General features: G+C 42.9%; 14 protein-coding genes. 7 read left to right on the plus strand and 7 right to left on the minus strand.

Going from position 1 to position 18,499, the window contains the following annotated elements; genetic code table 11:
* Window positions 1-2: 2 nt before the first annotated feature.
* From kynB to ACZ42C_RS19115, 3 genes are all read right to left on the minus strand, one after another.
* Window positions 3-641, minus strand: coding sequence for an arylformamidase (gene kynB, locus ACZ42C_RS19105; protein ID WP_461183693.1), 639 nt, complete (start codon window positions 639-641; stop codon window positions 3-5).
* A complete protein-coding gene (gene kynU / locus ACZ42C_RS19110) occupies window positions 641-1,912 on the minus strand; it encodes a kynureninase (protein WP_461183694.1) in 1,272 nt (423 codons plus the stop codon). The genes kynB and kynU overlap by 1 nt, the downstream gene beginning before the upstream one ends.
* A 317-nt stretch (window positions 1,913-2,229) precedes the next feature.
* Complete coding sequence (locus tag ACZ42C_RS19115; RefSeq protein ID WP_464891304.1) at window positions 2,230-3,894, minus strand: IS1634 family transposase; 1,665 nt, start codon at window positions 3,892-3,894, stop codon at window positions 2,230-2,232.
* 208 nt (window positions 3,895-4,102) lie between these two features.
* Here ACZ42C_RS19115 and ACZ42C_RS19120 point away from each other — a divergent pair, with 208 nt between their 5' ends.
* The 6 genes from ACZ42C_RS19120 (at window position 4,103) to ACZ42C_RS19145 (ending at window position 11,619) form a co-directional block, all read left to right on the plus strand.
* On the plus strand, window positions 4,103-5,686 hold the full coding sequence (locus tag ACZ42C_RS19120) for a Na+/H+ antiporter NhaC family protein (RefSeq protein ID WP_461183326.1): 1,584 nt from the start codon (window positions 4,103-4,105) through the stop codon (window positions 5,684-5,686).
* 307 nt (window positions 5,687-5,993) lie between these two features.
* Window positions 5,994-7,157 carry an LL-diaminopimelate aminotransferase gene (locus ACZ42C_RS19125; protein ID WP_461183327.1) on the plus strand — a complete coding sequence of 388 codons (1,164 nt, stop codon included), beginning with the start codon at window positions 5,994-5,996 and terminating at the stop codon, window positions 7,155-7,157.
* A 246-nt stretch (window positions 7,158-7,403) separates the two neighbouring features.
* Window positions 7,404-8,897: an aldehyde dehydrogenase family protein gene (locus ACZ42C_RS19130; protein ID WP_461183328.1), complete on the plus strand. Its 1,494-nt coding sequence runs from the start codon at window positions 7,404-7,406 to the stop codon at window positions 8,895-8,897.
* A 156-nt stretch (window positions 8,898-9,053) separates the two neighbouring features.
* Window positions 9,054-10,226, plus strand: a complete 1,173-nt coding sequence (locus ACZ42C_RS19135) for a saccharopine dehydrogenase family protein (RefSeq protein ID WP_461183329.1) — start codon at window positions 9,054-9,056, stop codon at window positions 10,224-10,226.
* A 256-nt stretch (window positions 10,227-10,482) separates the two neighbouring features.
* Window positions 10,483-11,289 carry an IclR family transcriptional regulator gene (locus ACZ42C_RS19140; protein ID WP_461183330.1) on the plus strand — a complete coding sequence of 269 codons (807 nt, stop codon included), beginning with the start codon at window positions 10,483-10,485 and terminating at the stop codon, window positions 11,287-11,289.
* 3 nt (window positions 11,290-11,292) lie between these two features.
* Entirely contained in the window at window positions 11,293-11,619 is a 327-nt protein-coding gene (locus tag ACZ42C_RS19145; RefSeq protein ID WP_461183331.1) for a DUF3870 domain-containing protein, read from the plus strand.
* A 121-nt stretch (window positions 11,620-11,740) separates the two neighbouring features.
* Here the strand turns inward: ACZ42C_RS19145 and ACZ42C_RS19150 are convergent, their stop codons facing one another.
* From ACZ42C_RS19150 to mreBH, 4 genes are all read right to left on the minus strand, one after another.
* Window positions 11,741-13,186, minus strand: coding sequence for an NAD-dependent succinate-semialdehyde dehydrogenase (locus ACZ42C_RS19150; RefSeq protein WP_461183332.1), 1,446 nt, complete (start codon window positions 13,184-13,186; stop codon window positions 11,741-11,743).
* A gap of 165 nt (window positions 13,187-13,351) precedes the next feature.
* Window positions 13,352-14,557 carry an acyl-CoA dehydrogenase family protein gene (locus ACZ42C_RS19155; protein ID WP_461183333.1) on the minus strand — a complete coding sequence of 402 codons (1,206 nt, stop codon included), beginning with the start codon at window positions 14,555-14,557 and terminating at the stop codon, window positions 13,352-13,354.
* Between the two features lie 13 nt (window positions 14,558-14,570).
* Window positions 14,571-15,725, minus strand: a complete 1,155-nt coding sequence (locus tag ACZ42C_RS19160) for a CaiB/BaiF CoA transferase family protein (RefSeq protein ID WP_461183334.1) — start codon at window positions 15,723-15,725, stop codon at window positions 14,571-14,573.
* Window positions 15,726-16,111: 386 nt separating this feature from the next.
* Entirely contained in the window at window positions 16,112-17,119 is a 1,008-nt protein-coding gene (mreBH, locus tag ACZ42C_RS19165; protein ID WP_461183335.1) for a rod-share determining protein MreBH, read from the minus strand.
* 433 nt (window positions 17,120-17,552) lie between these two features.
* Between mreBH and ACZ42C_RS19170 the strand changes: the two genes are divergently transcribed.
* Window positions 17,553-18,335 (plus strand): CAP domain-containing protein, encoded by a 783-nt coding sequence (locus ACZ42C_RS19170; protein WP_461183336.1) that lies wholly within the window; start codon window positions 17,553-17,555, stop codon window positions 18,333-18,335.
* The last annotated feature ends 164 nt before the right edge of the window (window positions 18,336-18,499 follow it).

An 18,499-nucleotide genomic window follows, 5' to 3' on the forward strand; every position in this document is an offset into this window, starting at 1 on the left:
AGTCATCCCTCCTCAGAATGAATCGGTTTTAATACAGCACGTACAGGACTGCCGTCGCCTCCATGAATGGCAAGGGGAAGAGAGATTAACTCATATTCTCCTGCCGGCACATGGTCAAGCATAATATTTTCCAGGATATTAATATCATGTTTATAGAGTGCATGATGTGTATTTAATTGTTTACTGTCTGCCGGATCAACGGAAGGAATATCTACACCGAGCAGGAATACGCCATGTTGTTTTAAAAATGCAGCAATACCCTCATCCAGGACAGGCATCTTTTCCGGAAAACGCTTCGGGTCATTTGGGAGGGCAGTTTTCAGTAATACCCTCGGAGATAGTATTATATCAAGTTTTTCTAAAGTTTCAGCAGTCACTTGATCGGTGTGACTGACATCCACGACACTTGCTCTCCCGATATACCGTTCCAGATTAAGTTCATCGACAGTCTTGCCGGTGGAATCATAATGAAAAGGCGCATCAATATGTGTCCCCGTATGCAGGCTGGCGCTCATTTGGCCGATATTCGCCGAACCTGTCTGTTTTTTTGTGTATGTTAAGGAATAATGAAAAGGTTCGTCTCCCGGAAATGCTGCCATATCATTGGTGAGCGGCTGAGAAATATCTATCCATTTATTCATTACGCGATCACTCCCCGTTTGTTCTCGTATTGAAGGTAGCTTTTTTCCTCCATGATTGTCTTTAAAATTTGTACAGCCTGCCATACTTCTTCAAACGTATTATATAAAGCGACAGGTGCCAGGCGGATTCCGTTTGGCTTGCGGAAATCCGGGATAACACCTCTCTCTTTAAGTGCCTTGCAAATTCGCGCTGCTTCCGGATGTTCCAAATAAACGTGTCCGCCACGTTCTGAATCACTCCTTGGATTGGAAATAAAAAAGCCATATGGAGACAGTTCTTTGTCGATTAATTCGATTAAATAGTTTGTCAATTGTAAAGATTTACGGCGAATTCTTTCTATCCCTGCCTCCTGAAAAATTTCCAGTGAACCGAGCAAAGGAGCCGCACTGAGAATATGTGGGGTGCCAATCTGGTAAGCGCCGGCATCTGGTGCTTTGGTGAGGGCGTGGTCCATATCAAATTGTGATTCCTTGGAGGAACTGAACCAGCCTGCAAGTCCAGGATGATGATCAAAATGCCTTTCATTGACATAAAGAGCGCCAACACTGCCCGGACCGCCGTTTAAGTATTTATACGTACACCAGAAAGCAAAATCCACCCCCCATTCGGATAATTGATGGGGAATGGCACCTACTGAATGGCATAGGTCAAAACCGATCAAGATATTTCGTTTATGCGCTTCTTTCGTTAATCTTGCCATATCCAGAATCTGACCGCTTCGATAAAGGACGGATGGAAGTACAATTAAGCTAATTTCTTCTGTCATTTGCTCTATAATATCATCTGTTTTCAAGGTATTTCCATCGTTACTTTGCACTTGTATCAAATGGGTGGCAGGTTCTAATCCTTTTAACTGCAGCTGGCTTTTTAAAGCATAAATATCAGAAGGAAAGTTCAGTTCATCTGCAAGGATTTTTGTTCTTTTTCCAGACGGTTTAAAAAATGTGGCCGCCAGCTGATGCAGGTTTGTGGTAGTAGACCCAGTTACAATTACTTCTTTGGATTTTGCACCAACTAAGGGGGCGGACATGGCGCCCAGCTTTTCCGATAAGTAAAACCAAGGGTGTTCTCCTTCTGCCCATCCGTCAATGGCATAGGCTTTCCATGTTTCCTTTAAGCTTTCCAGGGCAGCCTCTGCTTGTGCAGACAATAATCCCAATGAATTGCCGTCAAAATAAATTACTGAATCATTCACATAAAACGAGTTACGGTATTCTTTGAGTTCATCTTTTTCATCCAGGGAAATGGCATGTTTTTTACCCGTATCCAATTGGATCACCTCACCTTAAAATAAATTACTCTATCCTCAGTATACCAGAGCTGATCAAAGTATTAATATTATACTGAATAAAAGAGGAATTTCATAAATAATATAGAATAGTTAGAATAGGATCAATCTTGTAAGCCCTTACATTTAAAGAGAGGAGGTATGGAGATGACTGTATATGGGGTCGGGAACTGGTTCTGATAACTAGAGTTGGAAGGCTCTGCTTCACCCGAGTTCTACAGCCACTAGGTAAACATAAAGCCCTCAATCCCTTGACACCCAAAGGATTGAGGGCTTAAAAAGACATACTTATTGTGTTACTAGCTCTTAGGCTGAATATCCAAGATTTCTGGTGGCAAGTTCACCCCAACTTTTTGAAACACTTCCTTTTGCTTAGCTGTAGGGGTTGTTGTGCGGTAGAGATCTCCGTCGTCTGTAGTAAAATGCCCTACCTGCATCCGTTGCATCTCTCTACGTGTAGACTCCCAGCTTGCGTTCGTTTCCATTTCAATAAGCCTTACAAGTAACAGTGCCAACCAACTAATGATTACATGTGCTCGAATCCGGTCTTCCAAGCGATGATACATGGGGCGCAATTTCAGCGTGGACTTCAGTGTGCGAAAGGCATCTTCCACTTGAAGCAGCTGCTTATACCCCAGGGCAATATCTTCAATCGACAGCGTGTCATCTGATGTTCTGATTAAATATTTGCCGTCGTATTTGCTTGCATCGCGGATTGCCTGCTTATTCAATTTCAGCGTGCCGTCTTTCAATTGACGGATATATTTGCCATACACTTTATGTGCATGGAGTGCACACGCCTGTTTACGGTGGGCTTCATTGGGCAGCTGCTTTAAATTCACCAGCTTCCGTTCAATCGTTTGGACAATCTGGTCTCTTTGATGTCTGTCACGTTCAGCTTCTTCAGGGTTAAAGGCAATCACATAACGTTTTCTGGCTTCGCCATCTCCCACAATGGATTCCTTTACCTGAAGGTTGTCACGAATCGTATGGAAACGACCACGTTTACTGAGGGCGGCTTCCACATCCTTTTTACCTGAACGCATACGTTCCCCAATAATGTAATGACCGGCACCCCGCTGAAGGATACGCAGGTTTTCTTCGGAGGAAAAACCACGATCCATCACTTGTACAATGCGTCCCAGTCTCCAGCCCATAAGATCTTTTTTCACTTCTTCGATGACATTCATATCCATCGTATTACCGGGCCAAGTCCACACTTTAATTGGAATACCTTCCCGTGTCACGGCAAGTCCAATCACCGTTTGTACAAGGTCAGATCGTTTATCCTTCGAATAGCCCTGAAGGCGGAACCGATCATCTTCAGCTGTTTCATCCGGATCGACTTCAAAGTAGCTTGATGTGGTATCAAAGTAAAGTAGATCCACTTCCAGGTTGAACAGATTGGAAACATTATCAAACACACGATCCTCAAGCTGGCTCTGTACAGCAAGAAGCTCGTCCATAGCACGGTATAGCTGATGGCTCTGAATCCGGGAAAGGCCAGGCATATAGACATCCTCTGAAATCCATTCTTCCATTCCCAATTTACTTGTAGGAGCGAGTCCGCGGTTTGCGACCATGGCGAAAATCGCACGTTCCAGATCCATCTCATGGTTGCGGTTGCGGAAAATATCTTTCAGGATCGTATCCATGCCGAGCTTTTTCCACAATTGGTCAAACAGCCAAACACCACCCAGCCGTTTGGCGGAATGAAATAAAAACTCCGCTGCATCGCTAATTTTTTGCTTCGACTTCAGCGCTTCCTCCGGAGTAAGGAATCGGCTAATACTTTGGGCCAGTCGTTCAAGTACGGCCATATCGACTTTATCTTCACGGCCGAAAGAGTATATCACCTTCGCTTTCGCATATTTGGCCTTCGAATCCCACTCATTATGAGCCAGCTGAATGTACGAAACCTTTGATCCATCTTTATTTTTACGGGTAACTCTTCTTATGTACATGCCTATATTATACCAATTTAACATTGGTATGTAAAGGTAAATATTGTAATACGTGTGCCTATGAAAATTTAAAAAATTAAGAGGCACTAATCCACAGAAAGACTGACCTTATGGGGAATATAGTTTATCCACAAGTGAATTTGTGCCTATTTACTGTCGAACTCGGGCTTCAAGCTGTACATTTAAAATTAAGGGGAGGTAGAAGGGGATGGCAGAATCAATTTGGTCTTTAGTGCCGCCAATTCTGGCTATTGTAATGGTTCTATTGACAAGACGGGTCATCTTATCATTGGGGGTTGGTGTCATTGCCTCGGCATTTTTTATTGAAAGCTTTCATTTTATGAGTTCTATTACTGTTGTTTGGCAGGCTTTTAAAGGAGTTTTTGTGGACGATGGGGCACTAAATACATGGAATGTGTATATTTTGTTATTTGTACTGATGCTGGGAATTCTAACAGCCTTTATGAGCATGATGGGTGGCACGAGGGCATTTGCCGAATGGGCAATAAAGCGGGTGAAGACCAGAATAGGGGCACAGATCATGACGATGCTTCTCGGCATCATTGTTTTCATTGATGATTACTTCAATAGTTTGACAGTTGGCCAGGTAGCAAAACCGATTACGGATAAAAATCGAATTTCCCGGGCCAAGCTATCCTATATTGTCGATTCCACAGCTGCTCCTGTTTGTGTTATCGCGCCTATTTCCAGCTGGGGAGCCTATATAATCGGAATTATCGGCACCATTCTGGCAGCTCACAGCGTTACGGAATATACCGCATTTAGTGCTTTTCTGCAGATTGTTCCGATGAATTTTTATGTATGGGCTGCACTCGGCGTAATACTTGTAATTGCAATAAAACAAGTGGATTTTGGCCCGATGAAGCAGCATGAACAGCGAGCAATTAAAACGGGGGAAGTATTGAATCCTGAGAGCAATGAAAAGGTAGATACCACCTCTAAGCTTCCTGTCAGTGAGAGCGGGAAAATCAGTGACCTCATCATTCCTCTGGCTGTTCTTTTTGCGGCGGTTACAGGGATTATGTATGTCAATGGTCTCGGAGCACTGGAAGGCGAACGGACATTAATTAATATATTTGGAGAAGCAGATGTGACTGTTGCTCTGCTTTATGGCGGTATCATTGCTTTGGCGGTTACCTTTATATTATTTTTCCGTCATATAACAAAAGGAAAATTAACCGGCAGTCAGTTTGGGGTGGGTATTTTGGCAGGAGCAAAGTCGATGCTGCCGGCCTTTTTAACACTAATATTTGCCTGGGCGATAGTCGACTTAATTGATCAGCTTGGTACGGGGACGTATCTGGCTGGTGTTGTGGAAGCATCCAATCTGAGTTTTTCATTATTGCCGCTCGTCGTTTTCTTTATTGCCGGATTTATTGCCTTTGCCACAGGTACATCCTGGGGCTCATTTGGTATCTTACTCCCGATTGCAGGGCAAATAGCTGCGTCCACTGATATTTCACTGATCTTGCCCATGATGGCTGCAGTACTTGCGGGAGCGGTTTTTGGTGACCATTGTTCACCAATTTCAGATACGACTATTCTTTCATCCACCGGAAGCAATTGTCCGCATATTGACCATGTTACAACGCAAATTCCATATGCCTTGACAGCAGCCGGGATCGCCGGATTGGGATATTTGGCACTTGGACTGACGGGAAATGTCTTTCTTGGACTGATTGTTGTTGTGGCAGGGCTTGTTGTTTTATTCGCTATATTAAAGAAACCGGATGATTCGGATTTCATTCAGGAAGAACCGGTGGCTAAATAATACTAATTCGTACTACGGTGCGGAAGTGTATTTTATATGGGTAACCATTTATGGCGACTTGAAAAGGTCGCCTTTTCTTTGATAAACAGCAGAATCCCTTTGTAATTAAACCTTATGATGGCTTTATTGCCGCGTGTGATTAGATGTTAACGGTATAAAGGGTTTCTGCTGTTGTGAGAAGTGCGCAAGATAAAACTTTTCAAAATATAAAAATTAATTGTTGTCATTTTTAGCATGTTGTTTTATACTGTAATTAAACATATGAAATAACGTTTCAATAAATGGAATGGGAAGGAGGTTTACGACGTTGTCTTTTGTTTCTGATAGAGTAAAAAGTTTACCCCCTTATTTGTTTTCCGAGTTTCAGAGAAAGAAAAAGCAAATGGAAGCAAACGGGGTAGATGTGATTGATTTGGGAATTGGTGCGCCGGATCTGCCTACACCGGCGTTTGTATATGATAAGTTAGTGGAGGAAGCAAAAAAACCAGCAAACCATAAGTACTCGATTTACAGCGGCATGCCTTCATTTAAAGAAGCTGTAGCTGCATTTTACAAAAAGCAGTATGATGTGGAATTGGATCCGGAAACAGAGGTATTGGCACTGATAGGGTCAAAAGAAGGAATTGCCAACCTGGTTCAGGCTGTAACCAATCCAGGCGATGCAGTGATCATCCCGGACCCGGGCTATCCTGTGTACAGGACAGCTGTTCATCTTGCCGGTGCTGAAAGTGTTTCTGTTCCGCTAGATGTCAATAATGGCTATGCGCCGTTATATGACAAGCTTACCGCTGACGAACTTAAACAGGCAAAACTGATGTTTTTAAACTATCCCAGCAATCCGACAGCGGCAACTGTGGAACTGGATACATTTACTGAGGCGGTTTCGTTTGCAGAAAAACATAATATTTTGCTGGTGAATGATGCGGCCTATGATCTGGTTACCTTTGACGGCTATACATCGCCAAGTGTGCTGCAGGCACCTGGCTCCAGGAAACAGGCGATAGAGTTTGGTTCCCTCTCCAAGAGCTTTAATATGACAGGGTGGCGAATCGGTTTTGCAGTCGGCAATAAAGAAGTAATCCAGGCATTGGCGACATTAAAAAGCAATATTGATACATCGCAGTTTATTCCCGTTCAAAAAGCGGCAGAGGCAGCACTGAGAAGCGACCTTTCCGCTGTAAAGGAAAATAACCGCATTTATAAAAAGCGGATGGAAAAGTTGCATAAGGCATTGAATGAAATGGGGATTGAAACCGAGAAACCAAGGGGGACGATCTTTGTCTGGTCCAAAGTACCAGAAGGATACACTTCAGCAGCATTTGCGGATAAAATCCTGGAGGAGGCAGGTGTGATTGTCACTCCCGGGAATGCATTCGGCGAAAATGGTGAAGGTTTCATCCGAATAGCATTGTCCGTTACGGAGGAGAGGCTCGATGAAGTAATTTCGAGGCTGAAAAAGCTTTTCAAATAGGGTAGTCGTCCTTTAGTAAGGGCATTACTATTATTCTTTCATATCATTTGTTTTTAAAAATAGATTGTATGCTATAATGAAAATGGAAACCGAAGCAGAAAATTATGATAAATAAATACTTAAAATGTCTTGCTTGTGTTTATAATCTTCCGCGTGAATAAATGTTATAAGCAAGCAAAAGTAACAGAGGATTTTATGAAAGCGGTTAATTAAAATTATATATATATCTTTCAAGGAGGTATCTTCATGGCAGTAACTTTGGGGACAGATAAATTAAAGAATTTTATTAACGGAAAATGGGTGGACGTGGAAAAAACAACTGCGGTCATGAACCCTGCAACAGGAGAAGAAATCGTGCAGGTGCCATTGTCCGGGGCAGATGATGTTAATGATGCCGTTGAGACAGCGAAAAAAGCACAAAAGGAATGGGCATTGGTTCCTGCGCCGCAGCGTGCGGAAATTCTGCTTGAAGTCGGCAACATCATGAAGGAAAGAAAAGAAAGGCTTTCCCAGCTGCTTACGATGGAAAACGGAAAGGTGCTGGAGGAAGCACGCGGGGAAGTGCAGGAAGGTATTGACATGGCCTTTTATATGGCAGGGGAAGGCAGACGTTTATTTGGTCATACAACACCGGCTGAATTGAAGGACAAATTCGCGATGAGCCAGCGTGCTCCTGTTGGAGTAGTAGGGATTATTACACCTTGGAACTTCCCGATTGCCATTGCTACATGGAAATCATTCCCTGCTATCGTAGCCGGAAATGCAGTGATCTGGAAGCCGGCAACTGAGACGCCAATGATGGCATATGAACTGGCGAAAATATTTGAAGAAGCCGGGTTGCCAAAAGGAGTGCTGAACGTCGTGTTCGGTTCCGGTTCCCAAGTGGGAGATGCGATGGTACATCATGATGATATCCGTGTTATTTCCTTTACTGGTTCAAATGACACCGGAAGAAATATTGCTGCCGAGTGTGGCAGACAGCTGAAAAAAGTCTCGTTGGAGATGGGTGGTAAAAATGCCGTAATTGTGATGGACGATGCGGATCTTGACCTTGCTGTGGACGGGATTATCTGGAGTGCTTTTGGTACGAGCGGGCAGCGCTGTACAGCATGCAGCAGGGTTATCGTTCATGAAGATGTAAAAGAGCAGGTCGAGGAAAAAATTCTGGCGAAAATGAAGGATCTTGCCATAGGTGATGGGCTGAATGAGTCCAATACAGTCGGACCGATCATTAATGAAGCTGGAATGGAAAAAATAAAAAGCTATATCGAAATTGGAAAGGATGAAGGAGCGAAACTGCTTGCAGGCGGTCATGCACTGACTGATGATGAGCATGGTAAAGGTAATTATTTTGCCCCGACACTTTTCACGGACGCAACAGCAGATATGCGTATTGCACAGGAAGAGATTTTTGGACCGGTTATTTCCTTAATTCCGGTGAAAAGCTTTGAAGAAGCAATTGAAGTGAATAATGGTGTTGTTTATGGTTTATCCAGTTCCATTTTCACAAGAGATGTAAACCGTGTGTTTAAAGCACAGCGTGATCTTGATACAGGAATTGTGTATGTCAATGCCGGTACAACCGGTGCAGAAATCCATCTGCCATTTGGTGGAACAAAAGGAACAGGTAACGGCCACAGGGATTCCGGTGTTCAGGCATTGGATGTATTTACCGAGTGGAAAGCAGTTTATGTCGACTACAGCGGCAAGCTGCAGCGCGCGCAAATTGATGTGGAATAATTAGCGTGGGTCAATTTAGAATGGTCGGAAGATGTGTTTTCCGGCCATTTCTAAAGGGATGAATGATTGCGCTTTCAAGAGCTTAATTGCATAAAACGGATGTGTCAGAACATAGGTTAAACAGGTTTATAATTTTATAATACAGGAGTTGATGAGATGAAAATAGGTGTATTGGGTTCCGGATTAATGGGAAAGGAAGCAGCACGGGATTTAGTCAACAGTGAAGGGGTTTCGGCAGTCGGACTGGCTGATATAGACCTGGATAGAGCACAGCAGGTTGTAGACCAATTGAACTCGAGTAAACTGACAGCCTATCAGGTGAATGCAAGTGACAGGGGAGATTTGGCGGATTATATGAGTCAGTTTGATGTCATTATTAATGCGCTGTTTTATTCTTTTAATGAAATCGTAGCAAAAACAGCGATTCAGGTTGGTGTGCACTCCGTGGATCTCGGAGGCCATATCGGTAATGTTACAGATAAGGTACTGGAAATGAAGGAAGAAGCAGCAAATGCTAACGTCACTTTAATTCCTGACCTTGGCGTCGCACCTGGAATGATTAATATTTTATCCGGCTATGGTGCAGAAAAACTCGATAAATTGGAAGAAATTAAACTGTATGTTGGCGGTATTCCGGTACAGCCGGAACCTCCATTTGAATATAACCATGTATTTTCCATGGAAGGGGTATTTGATCATTATACCGATCCTTCACTTATTATAAGGGATGGTGTCAAACAGGAGATACCTTCTTTGTCGGAAGTGGAAACTGTTCATTTTGAGAAATTCGGACCGCTGGAAGCATTTCATACTTCAGGTGGAACATCGACATTGTCATTATCCTATCCTCATTTAAAGACGCTGGAGTATAAAACGATCCGCTATCGCGGTCATGCTGAAAAGTTTAAACTGCTGGTTGATTTGAATCTAACCAGGGCGGATTATGAAGTCGATGTGAATGGTGAAAAAATCAACCCGAGGGAAGTGCTGTTAAAAGTGCTTGACCCTATTGTTGAGCTAGGGGATAAAGATGATGCGGTATTACTCAGGGTCGAAGTATCCGGGGAAAAGAATGGTGCGCCTGCAAGCTTCACGTATGAAATGACCACCTTCAAGGACAGGAAAACCAATGTTACCGCTATGGCACGCGCGACGGCAAATACTATTTCCGTAGTTGCTCAAATGCTTGGAAACGGTACAATAACAAAAAGAGGCGTATATCCGCCTGAAAAAATTGTGGACGGAGATGTTTATATTAAAGAAATGGCAAAACGCGCTGTAAACATCAAAGAAAAAATAAAAGCTGATCCATCTGCAGTAAAAGCATAGTACGTCCCCCCCTCTGCTGTTTGCAGAGGGTATTTTTAAATTAATGTTTGTACGTGTTGACTTTACGGAGATTGTTTAATTAATAGATTAAATGAGAAATCTCATGCATTTATTTAATACAGAAACAATGAAAAATAAGGTAGTGTGATTATTCACAGGGACTGCAGGAATAAATGATTCATTAGAAATTCCCTGACTTAAGAAGCGATTTATATTTGTGTTCCCGGCAGTTTTCTGATAGAAAAAGAGTATAGCTATGAAGATGATTGTGGCAAAAGGGGATAAAGCAATGAATCAAAGTGTGTTAAAAGCATTAAAACTATTGGATTTATTCACGGAAGATACATATGAATTATCATTAAAAGAGATATCCCTCCGGTCGAATCTTCCAAAACCGACAGCTTACCGGCTTTTATCATCATTGGAAGAGGCTGGTTTTTTAAATAAAACAAAAGAAAGTGAACATGACAGCAGGTACCGTCTGGGCTTAAAACTTCTTGATCTGGGACAGCTTGTCGCCGATAAATTGGAAGTACGAAAGATAGCATTGCCGTATATGCAGCAGCTTGGCCGGGAAATTAACGAGGTAGTTCACCTTGTTGTCATTAACCACGGTGAAGCGACGTATATTGAAAAAGTGGATAGCACCAGGGCATTAAGGCTTTATACCAGGGTCGGGAAAAGCGCTCCGCTGTACGCTGGTTCAGGTCCAAAGCTGTTGCTCGCTTATTTGCCGGAAGAAAAGCAGGAGAAAATTATACAGCTGGCCAAATCTGCTACTTTTCCAAATGGAAAGCCAATTAAAATGGATGAACTGAGGAAAGACTTGAATCAAATAAGGGAAGAAGGGTTTTCCTGGAGCTCCGGGGAACAGGATGAAGATACGACGGGCATATCCTATCCGATATTTGATTACCGTAATGAAGTGGTTGCTGCATTGGGCGTCAGTGGATTATCAACCCATTTTACAGGGGAGCATCTGGAACTGATTAAAAAGAAAACATACCAGACAGCGGGAGAAATTTCTGATAAACTTGGTTTTAGGAAACCAGAAAGGATCTGAGGTATGTTGAATAATACTGTATTTATTGCCGGTCATGCAAGATTGCCTTCCGGAATGGCAGCAAAGAGTATTTATGAAACACTTACAATTACTGCGGAAATTGATAAGAAATACAGCGTTATCGTTACCGCAAATTGTACTCTGGCAACAGATCACGGGAGAGATTTCATTCAGCACCTTTTAAAGGGTTACAGCCTGCAGGATGGAATAGAGGAACCGGTGAAAGAAGTAAAGGAAAGATATTTGGGCAAAGCAGGAAATGCTTTGGCATCTGCATTGAAGGATTTGTATAAGCAGTATGAAGCTTATAAAGAAAAGGAAGTTCACTGAAATTACAGCGGACTTCCTTTTTCGCACATGAAGCAAGTATAAAACTTAAGTCTTAAGTATAAGAAAAACTGACACATTTACTTAAAGGTGAGCGGGAGCGAGTTTTTCTAACACAAATTTATTATTCAATACAAATGGAAACATATTTTTCTTCCAGAAACTCGGCCATTCCGTGGTGACCGCCTTCTTTTCCGATACCGGACTGCTTAATTCCACCAAATGGTGCTTCAGGCATGGCGGGGAATACGTCGTTGACGCCGACAATTCCATAGTCCAGTTTTTCGGATGCCTTTATTGCCTGGTTTGTGTTTTCCGTGAATATATAGGCTGCCAATCCGTAATCTGTATCATTAGCCTTTTGAATGACGTCATCTTCATCCTTGAATGTCTGGATAGGGATGATCGGACCAAACGTTTCCTCGTTCATAATTTTCATATCGTCATCTATATTTGATAGAATGGTAGGGTTATAGAAATGCCCATTAAGATCACCTTCCCAATAACCCCCTCCGGAAATAACTTCGGCACCTCGTTCCACAGCATCTTCCATATGGCTGTGTACTTTTTCTGATGCTGCCTTATTGATTAACGGTCCAAGCTCTGTCCCTTCTTCCATGCCGGAACCTACTTTCATTTTCTCGACTTTTTCCTTTAGTGCCTCGGTAAACTGATCGGCAATAGATTCATGGACAAATAAGCGGTTAGTGCAAATGCAGGTTTGGCCGCTGTTTCTGAATTTGCTTGCTAAAACAAGTTCAGCCGCTTTGTCAATATCCGCATCTTTAAATACAATGCTTGGAGCATGTCCACCGAGTTCCAGTGATAGTTTTTTCACATGCTCGGAACTCTCGCGCATTAAGTATTTTCCTACTGCAGTAGAGCCGGTAAACGTAATTAAACGTACCTCTTTGCTGGTTAACATGGCATTTCCAATTTGCTGTGGATCTCCAGTTACCATGTTTACCACGCCTTTAGGCATACCCGCTTTCTCAAAGATTTTTATGATTTCAATGGCTGAGAGCGGTGTTTCCTCCGATGGCTTCAGGACAACGGTACATCCGGCAGCAAGTGCTGGTCCCAGCTTTCTCGTAATCATGGAAGACGGAAAATTCCATGGTGTGATGGCACCGACTACACCGACCGGCTTCGGAATTACCAGCATGCGCTTGGATTTTACCGATGATGGAAGCCATTCTCCGTAGCCGCGTGCTGCTTCTTCGGCATACCATAACAGAAATGCTGCAGCACCTTTTACTTCTCCGATCGCTTCTTTTAAAGGCTTTCCCTGCTCCGTCGTCAAAATCCTGCCCAAACGCTCGGCTTCTTCTGTCATTAGTTCGGAAGCTTTATACAGAATCCGTGAACGTTTTCTGCCAGGCAGTTCACTCCACGATGGGAATGCTTCTGCAGCGGCCTGAATCGCTGCTTCAGCCTCTTCCTTTCCACCATTGGCCACCTTTGTAATCGGCTCCAACGTGGCGGGGTTATAGACAGTATTTGTCTGCTGCTCATTCAGTTCTTTCCATTCCCCGTCAATATAAATACTATTAGTTAACTTTTCAAACATATCAGAAACCTCCTTTCCACTTATCATACAGCAAGCTGTAACAGAATATCAACAGAAGGGGTCAGACCCCCACCACGCTAACGCATTAACGTATTAGTGCAGCGGGGGTCAGACCCCCACCATGCTAACGCATTAACGTATTAGTGTAACGGGGGACTGACCCCGTTATTTTGCGTATTCGGTTTCTTTCCATGCGGGTAGCATTTTGTTCAGTTCTTTATCTTCGCGGTAGCCAAGTACGTATTCGGCCTGCATCACTGTATGGATTTCACGGGTGCCTTCGTAAATGACCGGTGCTTTGGAGTTGCGCAGGAAGCGCTCTACCGGATATTCATCGGAGAAACCGTATGCCCCGTGGATCTGTACAGCATCATCTGCTGCTTTATTAGCAAAATCACATGCCTGCCATTTGGCAAGGGATGTTTCTCTTGTGTTGCGTTTTCCCTGGTTTTTCAGCTCCCCTGCACGGTAGACAAGCAATCGGCTCATTTGCAGACCGGCTTCCATTTCTGCAATCATCTTTTGCACCAGCTGATGCTTGCCGATCTCTTTTCCGAATGTTTTACGTTCATGACAATACTTCACGCTTTCTTCCATACACGCCATAATTTGTCCTACAGCACCGGAAGCAACTGTAAATCTTCCATTATCCAATGCAGACATGGCAATTTTAAACCCTTCGCCTTCTTCTCCAAGAAGATTTTCTTTAGGCACTTTTACATTATCAAAGAACAGCTCACCAGTGTTGCCGGCTCTGATTCCGAGCTTTCCTTTAATGGCTTTGGAGGAAAAACCTTCCCATTCCCGTTCCACAATAAATGCAGAAATTCCTTTATGCCTTTCCGAACGGTCAGTCGTATAAGCGAATACAAGGAAGTTATCGGCGGTATCACATAGGGATATCCAGGTTTTCTGTCCGTTAAGAATATAATAGTCACCTTCTTTGACTGCTGTTGTTTCCATTGAAGCCACGTCTGAGCCCGCTCCAGGTTCTGTCAGTCCGAAAGCGGCAATTTTTTCTCCCTTCGCCTGTGGCACCAGATATTTCTGTTTCTGTTCTTCATTTCCCCATTGCAGAATGGTCATACTGTTAAGCCCTGTATGCACGGATACAGCGGTACGGAAAGCAGTGTCCCCGCGTTCTAATTCTTCACAAACAATGGCAAGGGAATTATAGTCCATCCCGCTTCCACCGTATTCCTCAGGGATACAAACCCCCATAAGACCAAGCTCAGCAAGCTTTGGAATAATCTCCGGGTCAAATTTTCCATCCCGGTCCCACTGGGCAATATGCGGCAAAATCTCCTTATCCGTAAAGTTTCTCACTGTATTTCGCAGCATTTTCTGCTCCTCTGTAAATTCAAAATTCATGTTGATCCTCTCCTTATTTATTGTTTATTTTTAATGCAGATATTATTTCCTTATTATGTTCGCCGGCATCAGGTGGGTGCTGCCTGATACTGACAGGGGTCCTTGATAGTTTTAATGGACTCCCAATCATTTTGATATCCCCGGCAGAAGGATGGTTATAATTGACAAACATATCCCTTGCCCGAAGCTGCGGATCGCGGGAAACTTCCGCGATGTTCTGAATTGGCCCGCACGGAATATTATGTTGCTTGCATTGCTCCTGCCAATAGGCTGTCGTTTCCTTTAAGAGTTCCTCCTGTAACAGCGGAACAAGACTGTCCCTGTTCTTCACCCTGTCGGGATTCGTGCTAAACCGTGAGTCTGTGGCATACTCCGGCTTTCCGATTAATTTGCAAAGCATGGTGAACTGATTATCGTTTCCCACTGCAATGACCATTTCCCCATCTTTTGTTTTAAAAGTTTGATAGGGGACGATATTTGCATGATGATTGCCGAGGGCTTTGGGAACTTCACCGGACATCAAGTAATTACTACCCACATTTACAAGGGCACTCACGGCAGAATCATATAGTGAAATATCAAGCTTCTGCCCTCTGCCTGATTGGGATCTTTCCAAAAGAGCTCCCTGAATCCCGATGCAGGCATATAACCCGGTTAAAACATCCGTGATTGCCACACCGACCTTTTGCGGTCCTGAATGTTCATCTCCTGTAATACTCATGAATCCGCTCATGGCCTGGATAATAAAATCATATCCGGGCATATCCTTATTTGGCCCTGTTTCCCCAAATCCTGTAATGGAGCAGGAAACAATCCCTGGGTTAATTTCCGACAGGGTATCATAATCCAGTCCAAAACGTTCCATGGTGCCTGTTTTAAAATTATTAATGATAACATCACTTGTCTTTACGAGCTCTTTGATTAATGCAATGCCCTCTTCGGATTTTAAGTCGGCAGTAATACTTTTTTTATTTCTGTTTGCACTTAAATAATAGGCGCTTACATTATTTTTAAAAGGAGGCCCCCATTTTCTTGTTTCATCACTCCCGCCCGGACCTTCCACTTTAATCACTTCAGCACCAAGGTCCCCTAAAATCATCGTACAATACGGACCTGCAAGGACGCGGGATAAATCGAGAATTCGAATATGCTCCAATGCACCTGACAACGTTATCACCTCTTTCTTTTTTTAGTCAGTTGCTTTCCAAAAATGCCTGCTCTTACTGCCGGCAATAATGCGAAAGCAGCTTTGAAATAAGTAAAAAGCCAGTTCAAATCATTTACAGTCTTAACTGTAAGCATGACTTGAACTGGCTTGTATCTGCCGTTACAGCTCCCGGTAAGGGACTGGAGGCAGATTAGGCAGTTTTTTTAATATTATTTTCCCGGGGATCTGTGCCCCTTTTTGTATCATGTGTTTTTGAATGGGGATAATTCTAAGACATGATTAACTGAATTCCATTATATAATTATCAGAAAGATTTGTAAACAGATAGCTTGTAAATTTTTAAAAATAGTTTCTGTTCAGTTGTCTGACGTACTAGTCAGCTTGGCTTATTTAGCAGCTTTTTGCAGTTTGGTTATCATTTTCAGGGAACGTCCTGTCCCAATAGCTACAGATTCCAGCGGATTTGGTGCAATATGGACCGGCACATAAATTTCATCGGAAAGCCATTCCTGCATTCCATTTAACATGGCTCCGCCACCTGTCAGGACGATACCATGGTCAACAATATCACCGCTTAATTCAGGAGGGCAGTCTTCCAGTGTTGCACGGATTGTCTCCAGAATAGATTCCAGGGATTCCTTTAATGCTTCATGAATCTCGGAGGAAGTGATAGTGAGCGTTTTTGGCAACCCGCTTACCATATCTCTTCCACGTATCTCCAGCGTTTGTTCAGCATGGTTTGGATGGGCATAGCCAATTTCCATTTTAATATTTTCCGCGGTCCGTTCTCCTATTAAAATATTATAATTCTTACGGATATGGTGAATAATTTCCTCGTCCATCTTGTCCCCGCCAATTCTCAGGGAGTTGGAAGAAACTACACCGCCAAAGGAAATAATTCCTACTTCTGAAGTACCGCCGCCAATATCCACCACCACATTGGCAATTGGCTCATCCACCGGCAAGTCAGCTCCGATGGCTGCTGCCACAGGTTCTTCTATCAAATGTACCTGTTTGGCCCCATAGCTGGTGACGGCATTATGAATGGCACGGCGTTCCACAGTGGTGCTGCCGGTCGGGGTACATACAACGACTACTGGTTTTCTCATGGACATACCAATCTTCTTGCTTAATTTTTTCAGGAATTCCTTCAGCATTTTTGCCGTGATATCGTAATCGGCAATGACGCCGTCTTTTAAAGGACGGATCGGAATAATATTCTGTGGTGTTTTTCCCACCATTTCTTTGGCTTCCGTTCCAACGGCTACCACGTCTTTCGTGTTTACATCAATAGCTACTACAGACGGTTCATTTAATACGATTCCTTTAGATTTTGAATATACAAGGATATTTGCGGTTCCGAGGTCAATTCCTATTTCAGCAGTGGATAACATTATTAAATCCTCCATTATTTCTATTTTAATTTTAAAAAACGAATCATTTGCAAAGCAAAGTTTTTCAGTATTATAGAAGGTTGATGTTGATATGTGACAGATTTTGCAATACAGCATTTTTAAATAGTACTATATTATAAATTAAAGGATGTTTACGGGGGAAATCAAGTAACATTTTGGTTACAAATAATTGTTTTCTGTAATATAAAAAGCGGATTCCAAAGGTGTCAATCCATATGTTTATGTAAAAGTTTCCATTATAACAGACCTTTTCCAATTTACCCGTTTCCTCCCATTGGCAAACTGCTTATTTGGCAAGGATCTTGTTTTTTCTTCCTGCAAGGGCGCAATCTACGGTAAAATATTCCATGAATATGACAAAAAACGCATGCTATGATGATGTTGCAAATCAAAAAAGGAGTGAGAAAAAATTATGATGAAAAAATTAAGCATCATCACAGCTTTATTTACTATTTTATTCAGTGGCATTTTTGTTTCTTCTGCAGCTGCTTCTGCTCAAGATCAGGAACAGCAGCATTCATATAAAGTCTTCTATTCTATTAATGAGGTATCTATTAATGACGTACAGGAACATTTGTCCGGAAACGAAATCTGGCAGCATTTCCTAAACAAATATGAGCAACCTGCATGGGAAAATAATGAAAAGCAAGCAGATCAGAGTGCTGGGACTCAGGAAAATCCAGAGCAGCAGGAAGGTCAGGATGCAGAGTCTCATGAACAGAATGTGACTGAACAGGAAGGACAGAATGCTGGAACGCAGGAACAGAATGTGACTGAACAGGAAGAACAAAACACTGACAGCAACAATGCTGGAGAACTGAGTCAGTTTGAACAGGAAGTTGTCGACCTGACGAATGCAGAACGAAGTAAGCATGGTCTATCTCCATTGCAGGCGGATGTGGAACTGAGCAAGGTTGCCCGCGAAAAATCACGTGACATGGCAGCAAACAATTATTTTGACCATAATAGCCCAACTTATGGTTCACCATTTGATATGATGCAACAATTTGACGTCAATTACCGTACAGCAGGTGAAAATATTGCAAAAGGTCAAAGAAGCCCGCAGGAAGTAGTGGATGCATGGATGAACAGTGAAGGCCACCGTGCAAATATCCTCAATGGTGACTTTACTCACATTGGCGTAGGTTACGTGGAACAAGGCAATCACTGGACACAAATGTTTATTGGAAGATAAAATACGAGGGATTATGCTAATGGGTGCCATTCCCATGTCATGTAAGATATTAGCGGTCATCAATCTATGAACGGATTGGTGGTCGCTTTTTATTTCGTTTTTGCATTTCTTATGTGGCTGGGTGGAAAATGGATTTGCGCCATTCAGGGTGATGAGTTCTATGC

This window comes from Virgibacillus kimchii, assembly GCF_055379185.1.

Excerpts from the sequence above, each read along its gene's own strand:
- kynB (WP_461183693.1), bottom strand. The coding sequence starts at position 641 with ATGAATAAATGGATAGATATTTCTCAGCCGCTCACCAATGATATGGCA.
- ACZ42C_RS19115 (WP_464891304.1), bottom strand. The coding sequence starts at position 3,894 with ATGTACATAAGAAGAGTTACCCGTAAAAATAAAGATGGATCAAAGGTT.
- ACZ42C_RS19120 (WP_461183326.1), top strand. The coding sequence starts at position 4,103 with ATGGCAGAATCAATTTGGTCTTTAGTGCCGCCAATTCTGGCTATTGTA.
- ACZ42C_RS19130 (WP_461183328.1), top strand. The coding sequence starts at position 7,404 with ATGGCAGTAACTTTGGGGACAGATAAATTAAAGAATTTTATTAACGGA.
- ACZ42C_RS19135 (WP_461183329.1), top strand. The coding sequence starts at position 9,054 with ATGAAAATAGGTGTATTGGGTTCCGGATTAATGGGAAAGGAAGCAGCA.
- ACZ42C_RS19140 (WP_461183330.1), top strand. The coding sequence starts at position 10,483 with ATGAAGATGATTGTGGCAAAAGGGGATAAAGCAATGAATCAAAGTGTG.
- ACZ42C_RS19145 (WP_461183331.1), top strand. The coding sequence starts at position 11,293 with ATGTTGAATAATACTGTATTTATTGCCGGTCATGCAAGATTGCCTTCC.
- ACZ42C_RS19150 (WP_461183332.1), bottom strand. The coding sequence starts at position 13,186 with ATGTTTGAAAAGTTAACTAATAGTATTTATATTGACGGGGAATGGAAA.
- ACZ42C_RS19155 (WP_461183333.1), bottom strand. The coding sequence starts at position 14,557 with ATGAATTTTGAATTTACAGAGGAGCAGAAAATGCTGCGAAATACAGTG.
- mreBH (WP_461183335.1), bottom strand. The coding sequence starts at position 17,119 with ATGTTATCCACTGCTGAAATAGGAATTGACCTCGGAACCGCAAATATC.
- ACZ42C_RS19170 (WP_461183336.1), top strand. The coding sequence starts at position 17,553 with ATGATGAAAAAATTAAGCATCATCACAGCTTTATTTACTATTTTATTC.